Source organism: Moraxella atlantae NBRC 14588, assembly GCF_001591265.1.
Classification (GTDB): Bacteria; Pseudomonadota; Gammaproteobacteria; order Pseudomonadales; family Moraxellaceae; genus Faucicola; species Faucicola atlantae.
In genome coordinates this window covers 78,947-97,230 of sequence record NZ_BCUL01000001.1, presented here as the reverse complement: position 1 = coordinate 97,230, position 18,284 = coordinate 78,947, and the positions used below count along the sequence as shown (strand labels likewise).

Below are 18,284 nucleotides of genomic sequence, written 5' to 3'. Positions count from 1 at the left end.
ACTTAGCGCATCAACCAAATCAGCCCCACCGCCGCCGATAGCACAGCACCTAGCCCAATGATGCGATTACGCCGCCGAATCAAGGTACGGCGCAGCTTGGTTTGGCTGCGGCTGGCTTGGTACTGCTCGATATAGATCTCACCATCATAGCCATCTTGGCGTGTATCGCGGTCAAAAATCTTGATATAGCCTGCCGATAGTGGCGCGACGCTAATATGATTTGCCATTTTGTGCATGGCAGCGTCTAGGCTATCTTGGTCGACCTGCGTGCGCTTGCCATCGTGTTGTTCGGCAATCCATTGTGCCACCAACTTATGACTGGCAGGCGTGTTGTTAAAAAACATAGTGCTTGCCAAATAATCATGTGACATGTTGGCAAGTCCACGCGTGTCGTATAGCGCCACATCCTCGCGTACATGGTTAAAATAATCCAATGGTTTTTTGACCACCGCGTCCGCGTCAAGATACAAAACGCCATAGTCAGCAAATTTTTCTAAACATTTGGCGATAAAGTACGGCTTGATACGCGTATTGGCTTCCCAAAATCCTGCATCCGCCACTTGCGCCAAGTAATAATTTAAGCCAAACTCATCCAATGACGCCTTTAAACGCATGGCATGCTCGTGGTAACTGGCGGTGTAAAAACAGCACACCACAAACGTGTCACGACTGCTCAATGACTCGATTTGTGCTTCAATGATTAGCGGATTGATGGCAGATTGCATGGTTTGGTTCCTTGATATCGGTTGCTTGCATTTGTTCAACGTCGGTTGGCGGTGTCACTTGCTCTTGCCACCACCCCCCTTTTTCATCGGTATGTAAAGCTTTGACAAAGGCAAACGCGCTGTCGATATGCTGCACCGCCTCAAACACGTGTAGCAAAATCTTGCCTGCCAACGGGTCAAGCTCGGCTAGCTGCTGATAGCGTGCGCGCATGTTTTTGAGTGTATCATCACGTCCAACGCGAAAATAATCCAAACCCTCACCCATAGCAAGCTCATCATGGGCAAGGCTAAACTGACTAAAATCCAACCGCTTGGGATCAAACCCAAGTTGGCGCTCAATCGCCAATAGCTGCGTTTCATAGACTTTGAGGGTATTAATCAAGCTGACCGCGTTCATCAAAATACCTGCTCGTACAGCGTGATTGGACAATGTTGGGCTAAAATCAACAAACGTATCACACGCCGATATCACCCAACGTAGCGACAAATGCGCCAACAAAAAATCCGTCTGCGTTTGCCACAGCCGCTCAAACTCGGCAAACGTCTGCGCGGCTTGGTAATTGCGCCGCAGCAGCACAATCAACATGGCATGATAAAAACACAATTCAGGCTGACCGATAAACTCAGCTTTAAGCTTATTAAAGTGCTGGTTTAGGTCACGAATTCTGGGCTTATTTTCATAAATTGCCCAATCAACATCCGTCTCGGTGATTAGGGTTTGGCGCATCTGCTCAAAGGTTTTGGCGGCATAAACTGCCAATAATTGCTTGGCACCAAGACGTTTTTCACTACAAAACAACAATACCACTTTGCGCCGCCAACCTGTTAAGTGATACATAACAACCCTTAAACTCTAGAACAAACCTTGTGATACGGGTGACTGATTGACCAGTGCCATGCCATGCTTGGCGTACACGTTTTTTAGCCAGTCAAATGATGGCACAATCCGATTTGCTACCGCTTTATCCAGCATGATGGGAGCGATATGGTTCACAGATTCATAAAACCGTGGCTGCTGTGTGTTAAGCAAATCCACACCGTACAAATGTACCGCGCTTGGATCAAGACCAAACGCTAACTGTGCTGCCGCGTACGCCACCGTGCCTGCCTCAACAAAACCCTGCGTGATATCCAACGATACGCCAATGACGGGATCATGCTGCCAATCCATCACAAAGGTCTGTGCGGATAAATCGGTTTGGCGCAAGGCGGCTTTTTGTACCGTAAACTCTGGTATACGCGCTAACCACGCTAAAATTTTTCGACGCGTTGCACGGAAAATCGGGCGGTCAATGGCAAAAATCAGGCGCAAATTTGGCTTAAACCTCATCACAACATCGGGCGCGGCGGCAATCAAAGCTTGTAGTACAGGCAAGGTTAGGCAAAACAGCATACCTTGGTAATGCGCAAGCAGGACTGGCAAATTATGCTGAATAAACCGCGCATCGGTGACGACATACGCCATAGGCTGGGCAAATTGGTATTGCCCCATTAGGCTAAGACTGCCATTCATAAACAGCGCAGGCTGCGCCAATAGCTCGGCAGTAAAATCCACATCTGTGATGGAAGGCCCTGAGGCAAATATATTGACTACTTTGCCTGCAGTTTGGGCTTGTAATGCCATCAAGTCATGTTGGCTAAGCAAGGCAAAATCCATCGACTGATGCTGCACCATCAATGCAACGTGGTCTTGTACCTGTTTACTTGCCATCATTAGCGCCAATGCTCAGCAACCCATGGCGCAGGACGCACCACACGGTACCACTTGCCTGCACCACCACGAATCGCATCAGGCGGATTGACTTCACCGTGAAAGATGACGATTTTTGCACCCTTAGGCAACTTAGGCGGTATAACCAAATTCAGCAGCGGCGGGGCAACGCATTGGTATTTAAAACTTACGCACCAGTCTTTGGGGAAATATTCTAAATGGTGATGCGCGCGCAAATAATGGGACAAATACGCCTGTTCGTGGCGCACCTGCTGGCGAATGGTGGCAAAATTTTGCTCAAAATTTGCCAAGAGATTGGGATAAGTATTTTGCCCAATGTGAAAGCGGTATACTGAGCTATTACCCACCATACGCCACGGTTTTTTCCAATCGCGGATAATCAGCACGCTGTCGGGGTAGCGCGTAGGATAGGTAAACAGCGCGTCGATGTTATCAACAATCACCACATCTAAATCCAAAAACAACGCCGTACCTGACAAGTCATACAGCGTTGGCGCGAACGTGGTAAGTTTATTCCAACCGCGTTCAGGCAGATTTGGCGGTAAATTGAGTGCTGGCAGCGGATAGCAGCGCACGGCTTGGTCAATGCCGCGGCTGTCATCGGTTAAACAAACCATGGTAAAGTCAAGCGTTAAGTGACGCTTGACCATGCCATACAACCGATTGACATAGTCTGCGCCGTATTTGGTGCCCCACTTCATGCACAAGACATAACGCTTGGCCTCGCCGTTGGCGCGCACACTGCTATCTACCATGTTTTTGGCGATATCACTCATCAACGTAAGTCAGCCAATGCGCATACTTGTCGTTACGCCCGTGGACGATATCAAAGAACAGACTTTGTAGCTGTGTGGTAAGCTCACCGCGTACGCCTTTGCCAATCACGCGGTCATCGTATTCACGGATCGGGGTGACTTCTGCGGCTGTGCCTGTCATAAAGATTTCGTCGGCGATATAAAATTCGTCACGCGTGATACGGCGTTCATGCACCTTGATGCCTAAGTCACTGGCAAGCTGAATGATGGTGCGGCGTGTGATACCATCGAGTGCGCCACCTGCCAAATCAGGCGTATGCAGCTCACCGTTTTTGACCAAAAATAGGTTTTCACCCGAACCTTGACACACATAGCCTTGCGGATCCATCAAGATCGCTTCGTCATAGCCATTACGGGTGACTTCATGGTTTGCCAAAATTGATACAGGATAGTTGCTTACCGCCTTAGCTTTACACATGGTTACATTGGGCATGTGATGGGTAAATGATGAGGTTTTGACACGAATGCCTTTTGCCATACCCTCTTCACCCAAGTACGCGCCCCAATGCCAAGCCGCTACCATCGCATGAATGCTGTTGGTTTTGGCAGAGATACCAAGTTTTTCTGAACCGACCCAAATCAATGGGCGTAGGTAGCAAGATGTTAGGTTGTTTTGGCGCACGACATCTTTTTGCGCTTGGTTGAATGTGGCAAAATCATACGGCACATCAAGCTCAAAGATTTTGGCAGAATTTAGCAAACGCTCGGTGTGTGCATCAAGGCGAAAAATTGCTGTGCGTCCGTCGTGGGTTTCGTACGCGCGCACACCCTCAAACACGCCCATGCCATAATGCAGCGTGTGGGTCAGTACGTGGATTTTGGCATCGCGCCAGTCCACCATCTCGCCATCTTTCCAAATCACGCCGTCGCGGTCTGCCATACTTGGTACCAGTTGCACGTTTTACTCCTTGTTACAACTTAGAGGTTAAATGTCGGTTTGAACCTTTAGCAAGTTTAAACCAAAAATACAATCTTGTTCAGCCCTTGGGCAGTTGTCAAAATTTTGCCATCACTGAATAATAGTATTTAACAGGATTTTAGCGGCAAGTTAAAGCAAAAAATTTTTACGCTACAGCCAACTTTTTTTATCAAGCATTTTAAATGCGCTCACGCTCGCCAATCCATGCCTGCCACACACTCTCAACAAACGTGCGCAAATCCTGCCAGTCGGCGGCAGCAACAATCGGTGGCTGCCCTGCCAATGCCAAACGGTGCATGGCAGCACGAATGTGCAAATACGCCTCGGTCAAGCGCGTACAGATCGCTGCCTCCACCAGGCCTGTGCTTGCCAACGCCTCAAAAATGCGTACGTTATCGCTCCATACCGCCAATTCAGGATAGGCATGGGCATGCGCCAACACCGCAAATTGCGCCATAAACTCGATATCAACCAAGCCGCCAAAATCCTGCTTCAGATGAAACTGTCCAGCTTGTGCGGCGCGTGTTGGGCTGGCTAGGTGCTCATGCATCTTGCGGCGCATGGCGGCAACCTCGGTGCGTACATCGGCAAGCGCGCGCGGCATGGCAAGCACCTGTTTACGAATATCGGCAAACGTTTGGCACACCGACACATCGCCTGCCACACTGCGCGCACGCACCAAGGCTTGGTGCTCCCACGCCCAGGCCTTTTGGCTCTGATACAGCAAAAACGCATGGGTTGACACCACCAGCATACCTGCTTGCCCCGATGGGCGCAAACGCATGTCGATCTCATACGCGCGCCCATCACGGGTTTGGGTAATCAGATAATTCATGATTTTTTGCGTCAAGCGCATGGCAAAGCGCATACCGCTGATCGGTTTATCACCCGTTGTCAGCGCGCCCTCATCGATGTCATGGATAAACACCAGATCCAAATCTGAGCTGTAGCTCAGCTCCAGACCGCCCAGTTTACCATAACCGATGATCGCAATGCCCATCGCCTGCTCACTGACAGGCGTGCCATGCGCGCTGATGGGATAGCCATGTTTTTTGACAAGATCGGCAAATGCCAGTTGTAAAGTGGCTTGTAGCACGACCTCGGCAATGTAGGTCAGCGAATCAGACACCTTCATTAGCGGACGCTCTGCCAAAATATCACTGGCTGCCACTGCCAACACTTGGGTGTTTTTAAAAAACCTCAAGGCATTGAGCACGCCTTCATCGTCGTCGGGCTCAACGCGCAGCAGCTGTTGGCGCAAAATATCGGCAAGTTCGGGTTTATCGGGCAAATGACGGTATTGCTCACGCAAAAACGAATCGAGCAGCACAGGATGACTGGCAAGCTCACGCGCAATCCACGGGCTGGCGGCCAACATCGGCATCAGCTTGCCTGTGGCGTTTGGGTTTTCTGCCAACATGATTAAATAAATCGAACGCCGACTGATCGCCTCAAGCAAATCAAGCAGCCGCGGCAAGGCAAGGTTAAGCGCGGTATCGTCCAAATTTGGCGATAGCAAAGCATGTACCAGCACAGGATGCGCGCTATTGAGACGGCGGCGCGATTCATCATCAAGTTTTGCGACTTGACTGCTGTGCCAAAATGCGTCTAGGCGCGCGATATTTTCAGGCGTAAGGCGCGTGCTTAGCGTGGTTTGATTTTTAGCATGGTGAATCTGCGGCATCTTGGCAATCGCGCTGCGGTCGATAACCATACGCTCAAACGGCACTTTAACCTGTGCACGTACTGCGTCAAGCTCGGTCATAAACGCGCGCCAATCGGGGTAATTCAGCGCGCGCGCCAAGCGCTCACGGGTCGCAAAGTCGGTCGGCAAGCGTTGGGTTTGCTCATCATACAAGGCTTGGATAGCGTGCTCAACACGGCGCAAAAATCGATACGCCGCGGCAAGCTCGCTTGCTGTTTTGGCATCTAAATAGTCAAATTCGCGCAACGCATGTAGTGCCTGTAGACAATTTTTGACACCCAGCTCCGACACACGCCCACCATAAATCAGCTGAAACGCCTGCACAATAAATTCAATATCACGGATACCGCCTGCACCAAGCTTGATGTTATCAACATCTTGCCGACTGGCGACTTGATTTTGAATCAGCGACTTCATACTACGCAACGCAGCAAACGCGCTATAATCAACATAATAACGAAACACAAACCGCCGAATCAGCTCATCAAGCGGTTCAGCAAATGCCACAGGCGTAACCAACCGCGCCTTGAGCCACGCAAACCGCTCCCACGCGCGCCCATGTTGGGCAAAGTATTTTTCTAGCGCAGACAGATGAATGGCAAGCTCGCTACCCTCACCCCACGGGCGCAAGCGCATATCCACGCGAAACACAATCCCTGCTTCGGTCGGTGTTGCCAACAAATCAATAATCCCCTGCCCCCAACGCTGCATGAATTTTTTGGTGTCAATCGACTTTTGCCCAAGACTACGCTCGCCATTGGTTTCGCCTTGTCCTTGATGAACAAATACCAAATCAATATCACTGGATAAATTCAGCTCATGCCCGCCCAATTTTCCCATGGCAATCACCGCCAAATCATCGGCACATGGACGGTTTTTGGCATCGTCAAACTGTGGCGTGCCATAGCGGCGTTGTAAAACTTGATAAACATGGCGTTTGGCAAAATTTAAGCACGCATCGGCAAATTCAGACAGCTCGGCTGTCAGATCTTCAAGGCGAATGATACCCAACGCATCTTGCCAAATCCAGCGCAGCATCAATAAGTTACGCAGCGTGCGTAGCCCGTGCATGACAGCGGCTTGCTCATCTTGGGCGGTATCATCGGCTTGGGTAAATTCTGCAATCAATGCGGCAAATACCGCCGTATCCAGACCTTGCCCCAGTGCAAAACGCGCTAAAAACGCGCGCACCGTATCGGTTTGGCGTTGCCACAGCCGCCAAGCAAATGGACTTGCCAGCTCAAGACGCGCTAGCTGCCCAGCGGTTGGTGAATTGGTCACATTGTCGGTCGGTTTAGTCGCTAAAACGTTGGTCATGGCAGGTGGTATTTTTTCATCATTTTGTTATCAGCTTAGCATTGAGGGGTTAGCATTGAGGGGCTAAAGCTTTTTTCAATTCAACAGCCGCCACAGCACACACACCGCCGCCGCGATATACAACAGCGGCACCAGCCAACTGCTAATTTGCCATGTCGCATGATTGGCGACCATGGTTGCCAATACCAATAGCCCAGCAAAGCCCAGAATCGCCAACCAGTCTTGCTGGCGGCTTTTGAGCATATCGGCGCGTAGCAACTGGATTTCGCGCAGCTGACGGTCTTGCTGTCCGCCAAGCCGTGACAAGCCTTGCAAGCTGTTGTCTAATAGCTCGGGCAAATCATTGACCGCCAATAGCAACTCGGGCAAATTTTGGCGCACTTCATTCAGCTTTTGCATGGGGTCAAACTGCTGCTTGACCCACTCGGTCAAGATCGGTTTTGCCAATGACCAAATATCAAGCTCAGGGTACAAGTCACGCCCCAAGCCCTCAACGTGCACCAAGGTTTTGAGCAAAAGCATCAGCTGCGGTGGAATGTCCAAATGATAACGCCGCGCGATGTCCAATACCTGCATGAGCACGCCTGCAAAATCAATCTCATTGATCGGCTTAGCAATCATCGGCGATACGGTGCGGCGCATATCGCGCATCAGCGCATGGCGGTCTGTGGTTGGCGGAATCCAGCCTGCGCGCGCGATGATATCAACCAACATGGTAAAATTGCCGTTCATCACTGCCAGTAATAGCCGCGCGACCAACAACTGATCTTGACGCGATAATTCGCCAACAATCGAGCAATCAAGCGCGATATAACGCGGATTTGGGTTTGGCGTGCCTGCAGGCAAGGCTTCGACGAACACATTACCAGGGTGCATATCGGCATGAAAAAAGTTATCACGCAGCACTTGGGTAAAAAAAATCGTCAAGCCTTTTTCTGCCAATGCAGCACGGTCATAACCAAGCGCGTCAAACACTTGCGTGCGTGACACAGGCGCACCCTCGATGCGCTCCATCACCATGACATTTTTGCCAACCGCATACACCTCAGGCACATACATCAGACTTGAGCCCAAAAAATTGTTGCGCATTTGGGTAGTATTGGCAGCCTCAAGGGTGAGATCAAGCTCTGACAGCATGACTTGGCGATAATCCTCGACCAACTCACGCGCGTGAATCGCGCGCGCCGCTTCAATACGCGCCGTCGCCCAACCTGCCAGCTCGCGCAAAAGTTCAAAGTCTGCCATGATTTGTTCGCGAATTTGTGGACGCACGACCTTGACCACAACCTCACGCCCATCATGCAAGCGTGCGGTATGCACCTGCGCTATCGACCCTGCCGCCAACGGCTTGTCATCAAAACGCGCAAACAGTGTCGCCACCGGCTGCCCCAAGCCGCCATCTGCTATCGGGCGTTCGATTTGTGTTTTGGCAAGGGCAACATCAAACGGCTTGACCTTGTCTTGTAGCTGCACCAACTGTTCGATAACCTCAGGCGCGACCAAATCGCGGCGTGTGGACAGCAGCTGCCCAAGTTTTAAAAACAGCGTACCCATGTCCTCAAGCGCAAGTTTTACACCGTTGGGGTTGGGTTTGGCAAACCACGCTACAGGGTGCATAGCAATCAGCCGCGCAATCGGCTGTAACTGTGGGGTTTGCGCGACGGGCAGATGGGTATCAAGACGGTAAAACGCGGCGATACGCCACAGCTCAAACAGGCGCTTTCGATATTGCAATAACACAGCAGTGGCTCAACGGTTGGCTAAAAACAAGATGGTTAGGCGATTGTAGCATGTTCTATACGCTGTGGGGAGTTTTTGATTGCTGACTTAAGCATTTATACAACTGACTTCATGCCAAAATTTTACTTATCATCCACCAACATGATAGTGTATTCAAACGTCTGTATATATCGCAGCGCGCTGATGCCACTGACTGATAAGATTCGGGAATCAACAGCATGACTTATCGACCACTGTAGATACATGGCGTTAAATCAATGCCTAACCGAGCGCCCCCCATAAGCTCCAAGAAACAGCAAATACGCCCTAGTGGTGACATAGACAGCTTGTGATAGCAGCTTAAGGCGCCATTTAAAAATATTAAACAACCAAATCACCTAGTCTAAAGGTAGCATACTGCGCCGCATGCGCTCACGTTCTTCATCGGCGCGTTGGCGCAGTTGCGCTTGTTTGGTGTCATCGCTGGCATGGATATCATAATCTCCTGCCCGATCTTTGGCAGTAAAATCTGGTCCTACCGCATTTTGGGCAAACGCTTGCGTGCCATGATTGGTATTGGGCGCAAAATGCTGCGTGGCAAAGCCTTTGAGCTGCTCGAACAACAAAGTTAATTGACTGGCAAATGATACGCCAATGACAGGCTGCAACCGATCAATAAAATCAGGCTGAAACCCTGCCATCAGCCGCTTAACCTGCGCTAAGATTTTATAATCCCCTTGAATAGGTAAATTGCCTTCAGGCTGCCCCATCAGATACAACAGCTGTGGAATATCACGCGCCGTGACAATACAATCAGGCTTCACGATACTTGCCTGTCCGCCTCTGGGCTCAAAAATCGGCGTGGTGACTGGCTCAAAGCGGATATGGTCGTCATTAAAAATCGTATCCACCGACACAGGTGGCGATTGCAGCACCAAGCGCAAGGTCTTACCCGATAGTGGCGCGATGCCCTGCTGGGTAATCGGATCAGCCGCCAATGCCAAATTCGCGGCTTTTTCAAACGCCACCAATGCCAATACCGATAGCATGTTTTTTCCTTGTTGTGAGGTTTACTTAATTTGGCTGATTGAAATTGGGTTAGTTTAATCGCTCAGTCCACAAAAAGCCAGTCATAAAAAAAGCCACTCTATACAGAATGGCTTTTTTATCATTCAAAACAAAAATTTATTTGTTTTGAGCAGCTTGTGCAGCGCGACGCTCCACTGCAGCTTTGGCGTCGCTGCTTAGTTTGTCATAATCAACAACCGCGTCACGGGTGATATCTTTGATGGTGTTGTTACCTGTCAAAGTCATTGCAACGCGCATTTCACTCTCAATCAGATTTAGCAAGTTGGTTACGCCTTTTTCACCTTGCGCGCCTAAGGCATAGATAAATGCACGACCAATCAGACACATATCTGCGCCCAATGCGATCATACGCACGATATCAAGACCATTACGGATACCTGAATCCACCAAGATTTTGATTTCATCTTTTACAGTATCAGCGATGTATGGCAAGGCTTTGGCAGTAGACATTACGCCATCAAGCTGACGACCACCATGGTTGGACACCAAAATACCATCCGCACCAAAACGTACCGCATCTTTGGCATCTTCTGGGTCAAGAATACCTTTGATTACCATCGGACCATCCCAGAAGTCACGAATCCACTCCAAGTCTTTCCAAGAAATCGATGGATCAAAGTTTTTGCCCAACCAACCGATATAATCTTCTAGAGGGATCGGTTTGCCCAAGTATTTTGACACGTTACCCAAATCATGTGGACGACCCAATAGACCTACGTTAAACGCCCAATGTGGGTGTACCACTGCTTGTGCGTAACGACGCAAGTTGGCATATGGACCGCTCATGCCTGAATGTGCATCACGATAACGTGCACCAGGTACTGGCATATCAACGGTGAAGATTAGGGTTGAACAGCCTGCAGCTTTGGCGCGTTCAAGCACGCTTTTCATAAAGCCACGATCGCGCAATACATACAACTGGAACCACATTGGACGGTGCATGACAGGCGCAACTTCTTCAATCGGGCACACGCTCACGGTTGATAGTGTAAATGGAATGCCTTTTTTATCCGCGGCTTTTGCTGCTTGTACTTCACCACGACGCGCGTACATACCTGTCAGACCCACAGGTGACAGTGCCAATGGCAATGACAATTTTTCGCCAAAAATTTCGGTTGATAGGTCAAGCTGTGACATATCGTTAAGTACACGTTGGTGCAACGCAACTTGTGATAGGTCTTGTACGTTACGGCTTAAGGTTTGCTCAGCATACGCTCCGCCATCAATGTAATGGAACAAAAACGGTGGCAGACGACGACGCGCGGCTTCGCGGTAGTCATTGGCAGAAGAGATAATCATAATGTGCCCTTATTTGATTAAAGAAAATTAAAGCAGGATACCCAGCCGACTAACACGTTGGGTACGTGCTTGCTGTAACTCAATATCGGTGATTTGCTGATTCACAAAACCGATATGCTCACAAATTGCCTCACGGGCGGCTTGCGGCTCGCCATCACTCACATGCGCTAAGATAGCAGAATGCTGCGCGTGTAACTTATCAAATTCGTATGTTTGAGTATAAATTTTGCGTCTGGCGGTGACTACATTGTGTTGCAAACGCTCAAATAAATTATGCATAAGCTCAAGTAGCACCAAATTATGCGACGCCTGCGCGATTGCCAGATGAAATTGCGCATCTGCCAGCGCCGCCTGCTCGGTATTGCCTTGCCGCTGAAAATTCGCTAGGCGATCATACGCTGCACGAATATGCTCGATATCGGCAGGTGTGGCGCGTTGGGCAGCGTACCATGCCGTGCCCGCCTCAAGCACCAACCGCGCCTCATAGACATCAAGCCGATACAATGGGTCGGCATCATCGTCTTTTATAGCAGTAGGCTCTAGAGACGATTGGCTTGCCCGAAACATCGTTACCGCCAACGGCTGACGCACAAATGTGCCCGATCCTGCGCGGCTTTCAAGCACGCCTAGCCCAATGAGCTGCCCAATCGCTTCACGCAATGCGGCGCGTGAGACTTGCAGCTCTTGACAAAGCGCGCGCTCGGCAGGCAAACGCGCCCCTATTGGTAAATTTTGTGCCTCAATCATCAGCAATAAGGCTTCGGCAGTCTGCACGCTGACTTTCATGCTCACCTATCGCCCTTTTTTCAAGTCCACTGACTAAAATTTAGCACAATTTTTTGGTAAAGTTTGTTCATTAATGTCCTGCTACGGCAGGTAGCGCAGGGATCATCCACGGGAAGACATACGCTTGCAACGTGATCAGCACGCCCATCATCACCGTAAAAATCAAACTGTGCTTGACCGTAAAGCGGAATAAATCCGACTCCTTACCAACCAAGCCAACCGCTGCACAGGCAATGGCAATCGACTGCGGTGAAATCATCTTACCTGTTACCCCACCTGAGGTATTCGCCGCTACCAACAATACCTCTGGCACGTTGATTTGTTGTGCCGTTGTGGCTTGCAAGGCAGAGAACAACGCATTGGCAGAGGTGTCTGAACCTGTCAAGAACACGCCTAACCAACCAAGCATTGGCGAGAAGAACGTAAATGCCTTGCCCGTATGCGCCAGTGCCAGCGCCAATGTTGCTGATAATCCTGAATAGTTGGCAATAAAGGCAAACGCCAATACCATGCCGATAGAATAAATCGGAATACGCAGCTCGTACAACGTTTCACCAAATGTGTTCAGTGCCTCTTTGGGGCGCATTTTCAAAAATACGATGCAAATCAGCGCAGCTAGCATGATCGCTGTACCAACTGCCGAGAACCAGTCAAACTTATAAATGGCCGCGTAGTCTGCCACATCTGGCACGATGGGCGGCATTTTTTGCACCATATTATGCAAAAATGGTACTTTAACCGACACCACCATGTCTGCCAACGCACCATCGGGCATACCGTCTTTGCCTTTGGCAAACAAGTCTTTAAACGGCTTAATACTCCAAATTGACACCATCGCGGTCAAAATCGCAAACGGCATCCACGCCTTGATGATCTCGCCAGTGGTATGCTTAACAGCAGGCTGCGTGCTTAATTCTGCATGCTCGGCTTCATCAAAGCGGAAAATATGCTTAGGTTGCCAGACCTTGAACAACAACGTTAAGCTGATCAGTGCCGCAATCGCTGCGGTGATATCAGGCAATTCTGGTCCCATGTAGTTGGCAGTCAAAAATTGCGCCAATGCAAATGCCCCACCACCGACCACAATTGCAGGGAATGTTTCTTTCACACCGCGCCAGCCGTCCATGATCGCCATAATCCAGATCAACACAATTGGCACAAAAAACGGCAACTGTCGCCCAACCATCTGACTAATTGCATGTGTATCGATATTTGACACCTGACCTGCAACGATAATCGGAATCCCCATTGCCCCGAACGCCACGGGCGCAGTATTGACAATCAAGCACAAACCTGCTGCATACAGTGGACGAAAGCCCAAACCCACCAGCAACGCGGCGGTAATCGCCACAGGCGCGCCAAAGCCTGCTGCCCCTTCCAAAAACGTACCAAATGCAAACCCAACCAACAGCATCTGTAAGCGTTGGTCTTCAGTTAAAGACAGGATACTGGCACGAATAATATCAAACTGCCCTGTTTTTACCGTAATTTTGTACAAAAACAGCGTACCAATGATGATCCACGCAATCGGCCATAGCCCGTACATAAAGCCATACGCACCTGCTGCCAGTGCCATCGCAGGCGGCATATGGTAGGCAAATAGCGCGACCAATAACGCTAAAATCACCGTAATCGTACCTGCGATGTTGCCCTTAAGGCGCAAAACCGCCAACGCGATAAAGAAAAATACAATCGGAATTAACGCCACCGCGCTTGACAACCAAATATTGCCAAACGGGTCATAAAGTTGTTGCCATTGTTGCATGTGTTCCTCCATGAACCTTAGTGTACAACGCAAAATAGTTTAAACATCTGCACTACAACTACCCTAAGCCAAGTTATCGCTTAAAAATTGGTCAGACCAATTAACACAATTCAGTTATTACAAAAAGGCTACTGTACGCCACTAAACGCGTTCATATTAGTGTTTTTGTAGCAATAAGGCAACGAAAATTTGTTTAATGTTGAGTTTTTTGTACTGATACTGGCATCATGGATTAATTAAACCCGATAGCTTTTATTATTGGTCAGACCAAATTTTTAAGACAAAATGCCAATTAAATCAAAAATTTTGCAATAAAAAATAGCCGCCCAATATGACGACTACTTTGCAAAAACCACGGACAAAACCCTATCAGCAGGCTGATTATCCCTCAGTATGTACACCCATCATATCCACGGGGGTATCAGCAATCACTTGCACACCTGCCGATTTTTGCTTAGCTTGTTCGCTGCGTTTGCGCTGCAATAGCTCCAAATACGCTTCGTCGATATTGCCTGCCACATATTGACCATTGAATACTGAGCAGTCAAACTGCTTGACAGGGCTGTGTTTGTCTTGCACCGCGTCAATCAAGTCATCCAAATCTTGATAAATCAGACGGTCTGCGCCGATCATCTGACAGACTTCCTCAACGCTATGTCCTGAGGCAATCAGCTCGCTGCGAGCAGGCATATCAATGCCATACACATTTGGGTAACGTACAGGTGGCGCGGCACTGGCAAAAAATACTTGTTTAGCACCTGCATCACGCGCCATTTGGATAATTTCATGACAGGTTGTGCCGCGTACAATCGAGTCATCAACCAACAACACGTTTTTGTTTTTAAACTCCAACGGTACCGCACTAAGCTTTTGGCGCACCGATTTTTTGCGCTGTTTTTGCCCTGGCATAATAAACGTGCGCCCAATGTAGCGATTTTTCATGAAGCCTTCGCGATATTTGACACCTAAGTGCTGCGCCAGCTCCATCGCTGATGTGCGCGATGTATCGGGAATTGGAATGACCACGTCAATACCGTGCGCCTCACCCCACTCCCGCTTGATTTTTTGCGCCAATTTTTCGCCCATGCGCATGCGAGCTTTATAGACTGAAATATTGTCCATAATTGAATCAGGACGCGCAAAGTACACGTATTCAAAAATACACGGAGCAAAGACTTTGGGCTCAACACATTGACGGCTAAACAGCTGTCCGCCTTCTGTGATAAAAATCGCCTCACCGGGGTTGATATCGCGCACCACGTTAAAGCCAGCTGTTGTCAAGGCAACCGATTCTGAGGCAACCATGTATTCAGTACCGCCATCTTCTGCCAAACGTTCGCCATAAATCAATGGACGAATGCCGTTGGGGTCACGAAACGCTAAAATCCCATAACCTGTGATCATTGCCACAACCGCATACGCACCTTCAATGCGCCCATATACAGCGGTGGCAGCATCAAAGATATCTTCAGGCGTTGGGTGCTGCTTGCCCAGTTTTTGCATCTCATGCGCCAACACATTGAGCAGCACTTCAGAATCTGAGTTGGTGTTGATGTGACGCATATCCTCATCGTACAATTCAGCGGCAATCTCCAGCGCGTTGGTCAGGTTGCCGTTGTGCGCCAAAGTAATACCGTACGGCGAATTGACATAAAACGGCTGCGCCTCGGCACTGCTTGATGTACCTGCCGTGGGATAGCGCACATGCCCAATGCCCAAATCACCGACCAAGCGCATCATATGACGCGTCAAAAACACATCACGCACCATGCCATTTTCTTTTCGCAAAAACAGCCGTCCGTCTTTGCACGTTACGATGCCTGCCGCGTCTTGCCCACGGTGCTGCAACATTGTCAGCGCATCATACAACAACTGATTGACTGGACTGTGTGCCACAATTCCGACCACACCGCACATACCGACCCCTTCTATTTAGCCCATCTTCTTGGCATGACCACCTTTTGACATCAAAAGATGGTTATAATAAAACATTGAATCATCAAGTTAGCTGATTGCCAGGCCTGTGATGATTTAGCACCTTACTAAGGCAACACAGCGCAATTTCAAGCCTTTGGTAAAATAATTCTGTGCTCACTTGCATAAGTTTTTAACAAGCTGTGCGATCAAGCACAGCTTAACTACGGCGTTTTGGCATGCCGATCAACCGTATCTTGCAATGTCGCCATGCCGTATCTGCCGCCTGTCTGTACCTGCTGCGCTAACTGCCGACTTACCGCCATACCAAACGGCGCAAGCGGTAGCAGCACGGGCACACTGCGTGAATCTTGCCAAATCTTTGCATCAACTGTCAGTGGCACCAGTGTGCTTAGCACCACCAACACAACCAGCAAATTACGCGCCGCGCCAAAGCCCGCCCCTGCAAGCCTATCTAAAAACCCTAGGCGCAAGCCCTGCAACGTACGCCGCAATAGCCACAGTACGATATGTAGCCCGACCACCACCGCCAGTGCCAGTACAACAAAACTTGCCACCCATGCCAGCCATGGGGTGTCAATGCTCAACCAATCTGCCACCCACGGTGCGAACGGACGCGCCAGCACCGTTGCTGCCATCAGCGCAATGAGCCAGCCAAACATCCCCACCAACGCGCGCAATAACCCTGCACGATAGCCTTGCCATAAGCCAAGCAGCACAAAGCCGCCAATCAGCGCATCAATCGCCGTCATGATAAACTGGATCAATCATAAGATTAGAATAATTTGGCATGCTGCGCTAAAGCCAAGCATTAGGTAGGTTTTTGGCTAAGATAATAGCCATCTAGTGCTTCAACACAGTCTTGCACCAATGCTGGCCCTTCATAAATCAAGCCGCTGTATAGCTGCACCAATTCGGCACCTGCCTCGATTTTATTGACTGCGCGTTGTCCTGAATCAATACCACCTACGCCAATCAATGCCACTGACTTGGGCAAACGCTCGGCAAACTGCGCTAAAATCTGCGTGCTGCGATGGCTCAACGGTCTGCCCGATAGTCCACCTGCTTGCTTTGCCATTGCGTCATCTTCAACACCATAACGGCTTAAGGTGGTATTGGTCGCAATCAGCCCATCGATCTCAAAGCGCGCCACTTCTTGTGCGATAAAATCGACCTGCGCATCGTCCAAGTCGGGCGCAACTTTCAGCACAAGCGGCACATAATGCCCGTGCTGATTGGCAATTTGGCTATGGCGATTTTTAATGCCATCAAGCAAATGGCTCAAGGCATCGCCTTGCTGTAGGTCGCGTAAATTTTTGGTATTGGGTGAGGAGATATTGACGGTAATGTAAGACGCGTATGGATAAACGCGCTCTAAGCAAAATAAATAATCATCAAGCGCGTTTTCAACAGGGGTCACAGCGTTTTTGCCGATATTGATGCCGAGCACGCCTTGGTATTTGCTGCGTTTAACTTGAGCTATCAGATAATCCACACCATGATTGTTAAAACCCATGCGATTGATGATAGCGCGCGCGTCTTTGATCCGAAACAGTCGCGGCTTGTCATTACCTGCTTGTGGCTTGGGCGTTACTGTACCAATCTCAATAAAGCCAAAGCCCAATGCCGCGAGCGCGTCAATGTATTCACCGTTTTTATCAAGCCCTGCGGCAAGCCCGACAGGATTGCTAAACGTCAGCCCCATGCATTCGGCGATAAGCTGCTGTTTGGCATAGACAAAGCCCAACATACCCATTTTTTGTGCACGCTCAAGCATGGCAAGCGTCATTTCATGGGCGCGTTCGGGGTCAGTATGAAGCAAAAACGGACGCAATAACGGATACATGGCAATCGCTTTTTGTTGATAAAACGCTAACAAGTTTGGCAGTGCATCTAGCAGATGAACCGCCACCCCACAAACACCAGATACGTGGATGCGCGTATTGTAACAAATTTGTCATCTAAGTTCACGGGCAAGCAGCAAAAACCTGTCATTGCCTACCCGTTTTGCTTTATGGCACAGCTTTGTGCTGCGCCAACGCAATCCAACCCCGCACAATGCGGTATAAATGCCACAACGTGGTAAAGACCATCACAACCAGACCCAATGTACCGATCAAACTACCGCCCCAGCCCACACTGCTTGCGCCACCGCTGGTACCAAAACCCAAAATCGCCGAGCCATAGCCCATTACCAGCATGATCGCGCCGATTATAAAAAACACAATACTGTACCAAAAAGTTTTGATTTGCCAGTCAAAATGGCTATACAACCAGGTACCGCGCACTTCATCGCGTTTGATGTAGTTCATCACGATGGGGATAATCCACGTTAAGCCTGCGGTAAAATAACTAAACAAATACAGCGCGTAGCTGATATGGTTATACGGAACTAAGCGCTCAACGCGCTCGCTCAGCGCGTAGTTCGATGACATGGGGGAAGATGTCACGTTGTTATCATAAGGACTTGGCATAGTT

The 18,284-nt window shown here is 49.4% G+C and carries 15 protein-coding genes; all 15 read right to left on the bottom strand.

What is annotated here, in order from left to right; translation table 11 throughout:
- Positions 1-2: 2 nt before the first annotated feature.
- Positions 3-725 carry a hypothetical protein gene (locus tag MA2_RS00430; RefSeq protein ID WP_067054815.1) on the bottom strand — a complete coding sequence of 241 codons (723 nt, stop codon included), beginning with the start codon at positions 723-725 and terminating at the stop codon, positions 3-5.
- The gene (locus tag MA2_RS00425; protein ID WP_067054812.1) at positions 694-1,563 is read right to left on the bottom strand and encodes a hypothetical protein; all 870 of its coding nucleotides are present in this window, start codon (positions 1,561-1,563) and stop codon (positions 694-696) included. Before MA2_RS00425 ends, MA2_RS00430 begins: the two co-directional genes overlap by 32 nt.
- 15 nt (positions 1,564-1,578) lie before the next feature.
- Entirely contained in the window at positions 1,579-2,436 is an 858-nt protein-coding gene (locus MA2_RS00420; RefSeq protein WP_067054808.1) for a WaaZ-like lipopolysaccharide core biosynthesis protein, read from the bottom strand.
- A 2-nt stretch (positions 2,437-2,438) separates the two neighbouring features.
- Positions 2,439-3,212, bottom strand: a complete 774-nt coding sequence (locus MA2_RS00415; RefSeq protein WP_067055371.1) for a glycosyltransferase — start codon at positions 3,210-3,212, stop codon at positions 2,439-2,441.
- A gap of 13 nt (positions 3,213-3,225) precedes the next feature.
- Complete coding sequence (locus MA2_RS00410; RefSeq protein WP_067054805.1) at positions 3,226-4,152, bottom strand: branched-chain amino acid transaminase; 927 nt, start codon at positions 4,150-4,152, stop codon at positions 3,226-3,228.
- A 217-nt stretch (positions 4,153-4,369) separates the two neighbouring features.
- Complete coding sequence (glnE, locus tag MA2_RS00405) at positions 4,370-7,213, bottom strand: bifunctional [glutamate--ammonia ligase]-adenylyl-L-tyrosine phosphorylase/[glutamate--ammonia-ligase] adenylyltransferase (RefSeq protein WP_067054801.1); 2,844 nt, start codon at positions 7,211-7,213, stop codon at positions 4,370-4,372.
- Positions 7,214-7,288: 75 nt separating this feature from the next.
- On the bottom strand, positions 7,289-8,953 hold the full coding sequence (locus MA2_RS00400; protein ID WP_067054797.1) for an ABC1 kinase family protein: 1,665 nt from the start codon (positions 8,951-8,953) through the stop codon (positions 7,289-7,291).
- Between the two features lie 377 nt (positions 8,954-9,330).
- Positions 9,331-9,981 (bottom strand): hypothetical protein, encoded by a 651-nt coding sequence (locus MA2_RS00395; RefSeq protein ID WP_067054795.1) that lies wholly within the window; start codon positions 9,979-9,981, stop codon positions 9,331-9,333.
- 136 nt (positions 9,982-10,117) lie between these two features.
- Positions 10,118-11,320, bottom strand: coding sequence for an FMN-dependent L-lactate dehydrogenase LldD (gene lldD / locus MA2_RS00390; protein WP_067054792.1), 1,203 nt, complete (start codon positions 11,318-11,320; stop codon positions 10,118-10,120).
- 27 nt (positions 11,321-11,347) lie between these two features.
- A complete protein-coding gene (locus MA2_RS00385) occupies positions 11,348-12,106 on the bottom strand; it encodes an FCD domain-containing protein (RefSeq protein ID WP_067054790.1) in 759 nt (252 codons plus the stop codon).
- A 70-nt stretch (positions 12,107-12,176) separates the two neighbouring features.
- On the bottom strand, positions 12,177-13,871 hold the full coding sequence (gene lldP, locus MA2_RS00380) for an L-lactate permease (RefSeq protein ID WP_067054787.1): 1,695 nt from the start codon (positions 13,869-13,871) through the stop codon (positions 12,177-12,179).
- Positions 13,872-14,252: 381 nt separating this feature from the next.
- Positions 14,253-15,788, bottom strand: coding sequence for an amidophosphoribosyltransferase (gene purF / locus MA2_RS00375; protein ID WP_067054784.1), 1,536 nt, complete (start codon positions 15,786-15,788; stop codon positions 14,253-14,255).
- A 221-nt stretch (positions 15,789-16,009) separates the two neighbouring features.
- A complete protein-coding gene (locus MA2_RS00370; protein ID WP_067054781.1) occupies positions 16,010-16,558 on the bottom strand; it encodes a CvpA family protein in 549 nt (182 codons plus the stop codon).
- Between the two features lie 59 nt (positions 16,559-16,617).
- Positions 16,618-17,652 carry a quinone-dependent dihydroorotate dehydrogenase gene (locus tag MA2_RS00365; protein ID WP_067055368.1) on the bottom strand — a complete coding sequence of 345 codons (1,035 nt, stop codon included), beginning with the start codon at positions 17,650-17,652 and terminating at the stop codon, positions 16,618-16,620.
- A gap of 166 nt (positions 17,653-17,818) precedes the next feature.
- Positions 17,819-18,241, bottom strand: coding sequence for a DUF4870 family protein (locus MA2_RS00360; RefSeq protein ID WP_067235048.1), 423 nt, complete (start codon positions 18,239-18,241; stop codon positions 17,819-17,821).
- Between the last annotated feature and the right edge of the window lie 43 nt (positions 18,242-18,284).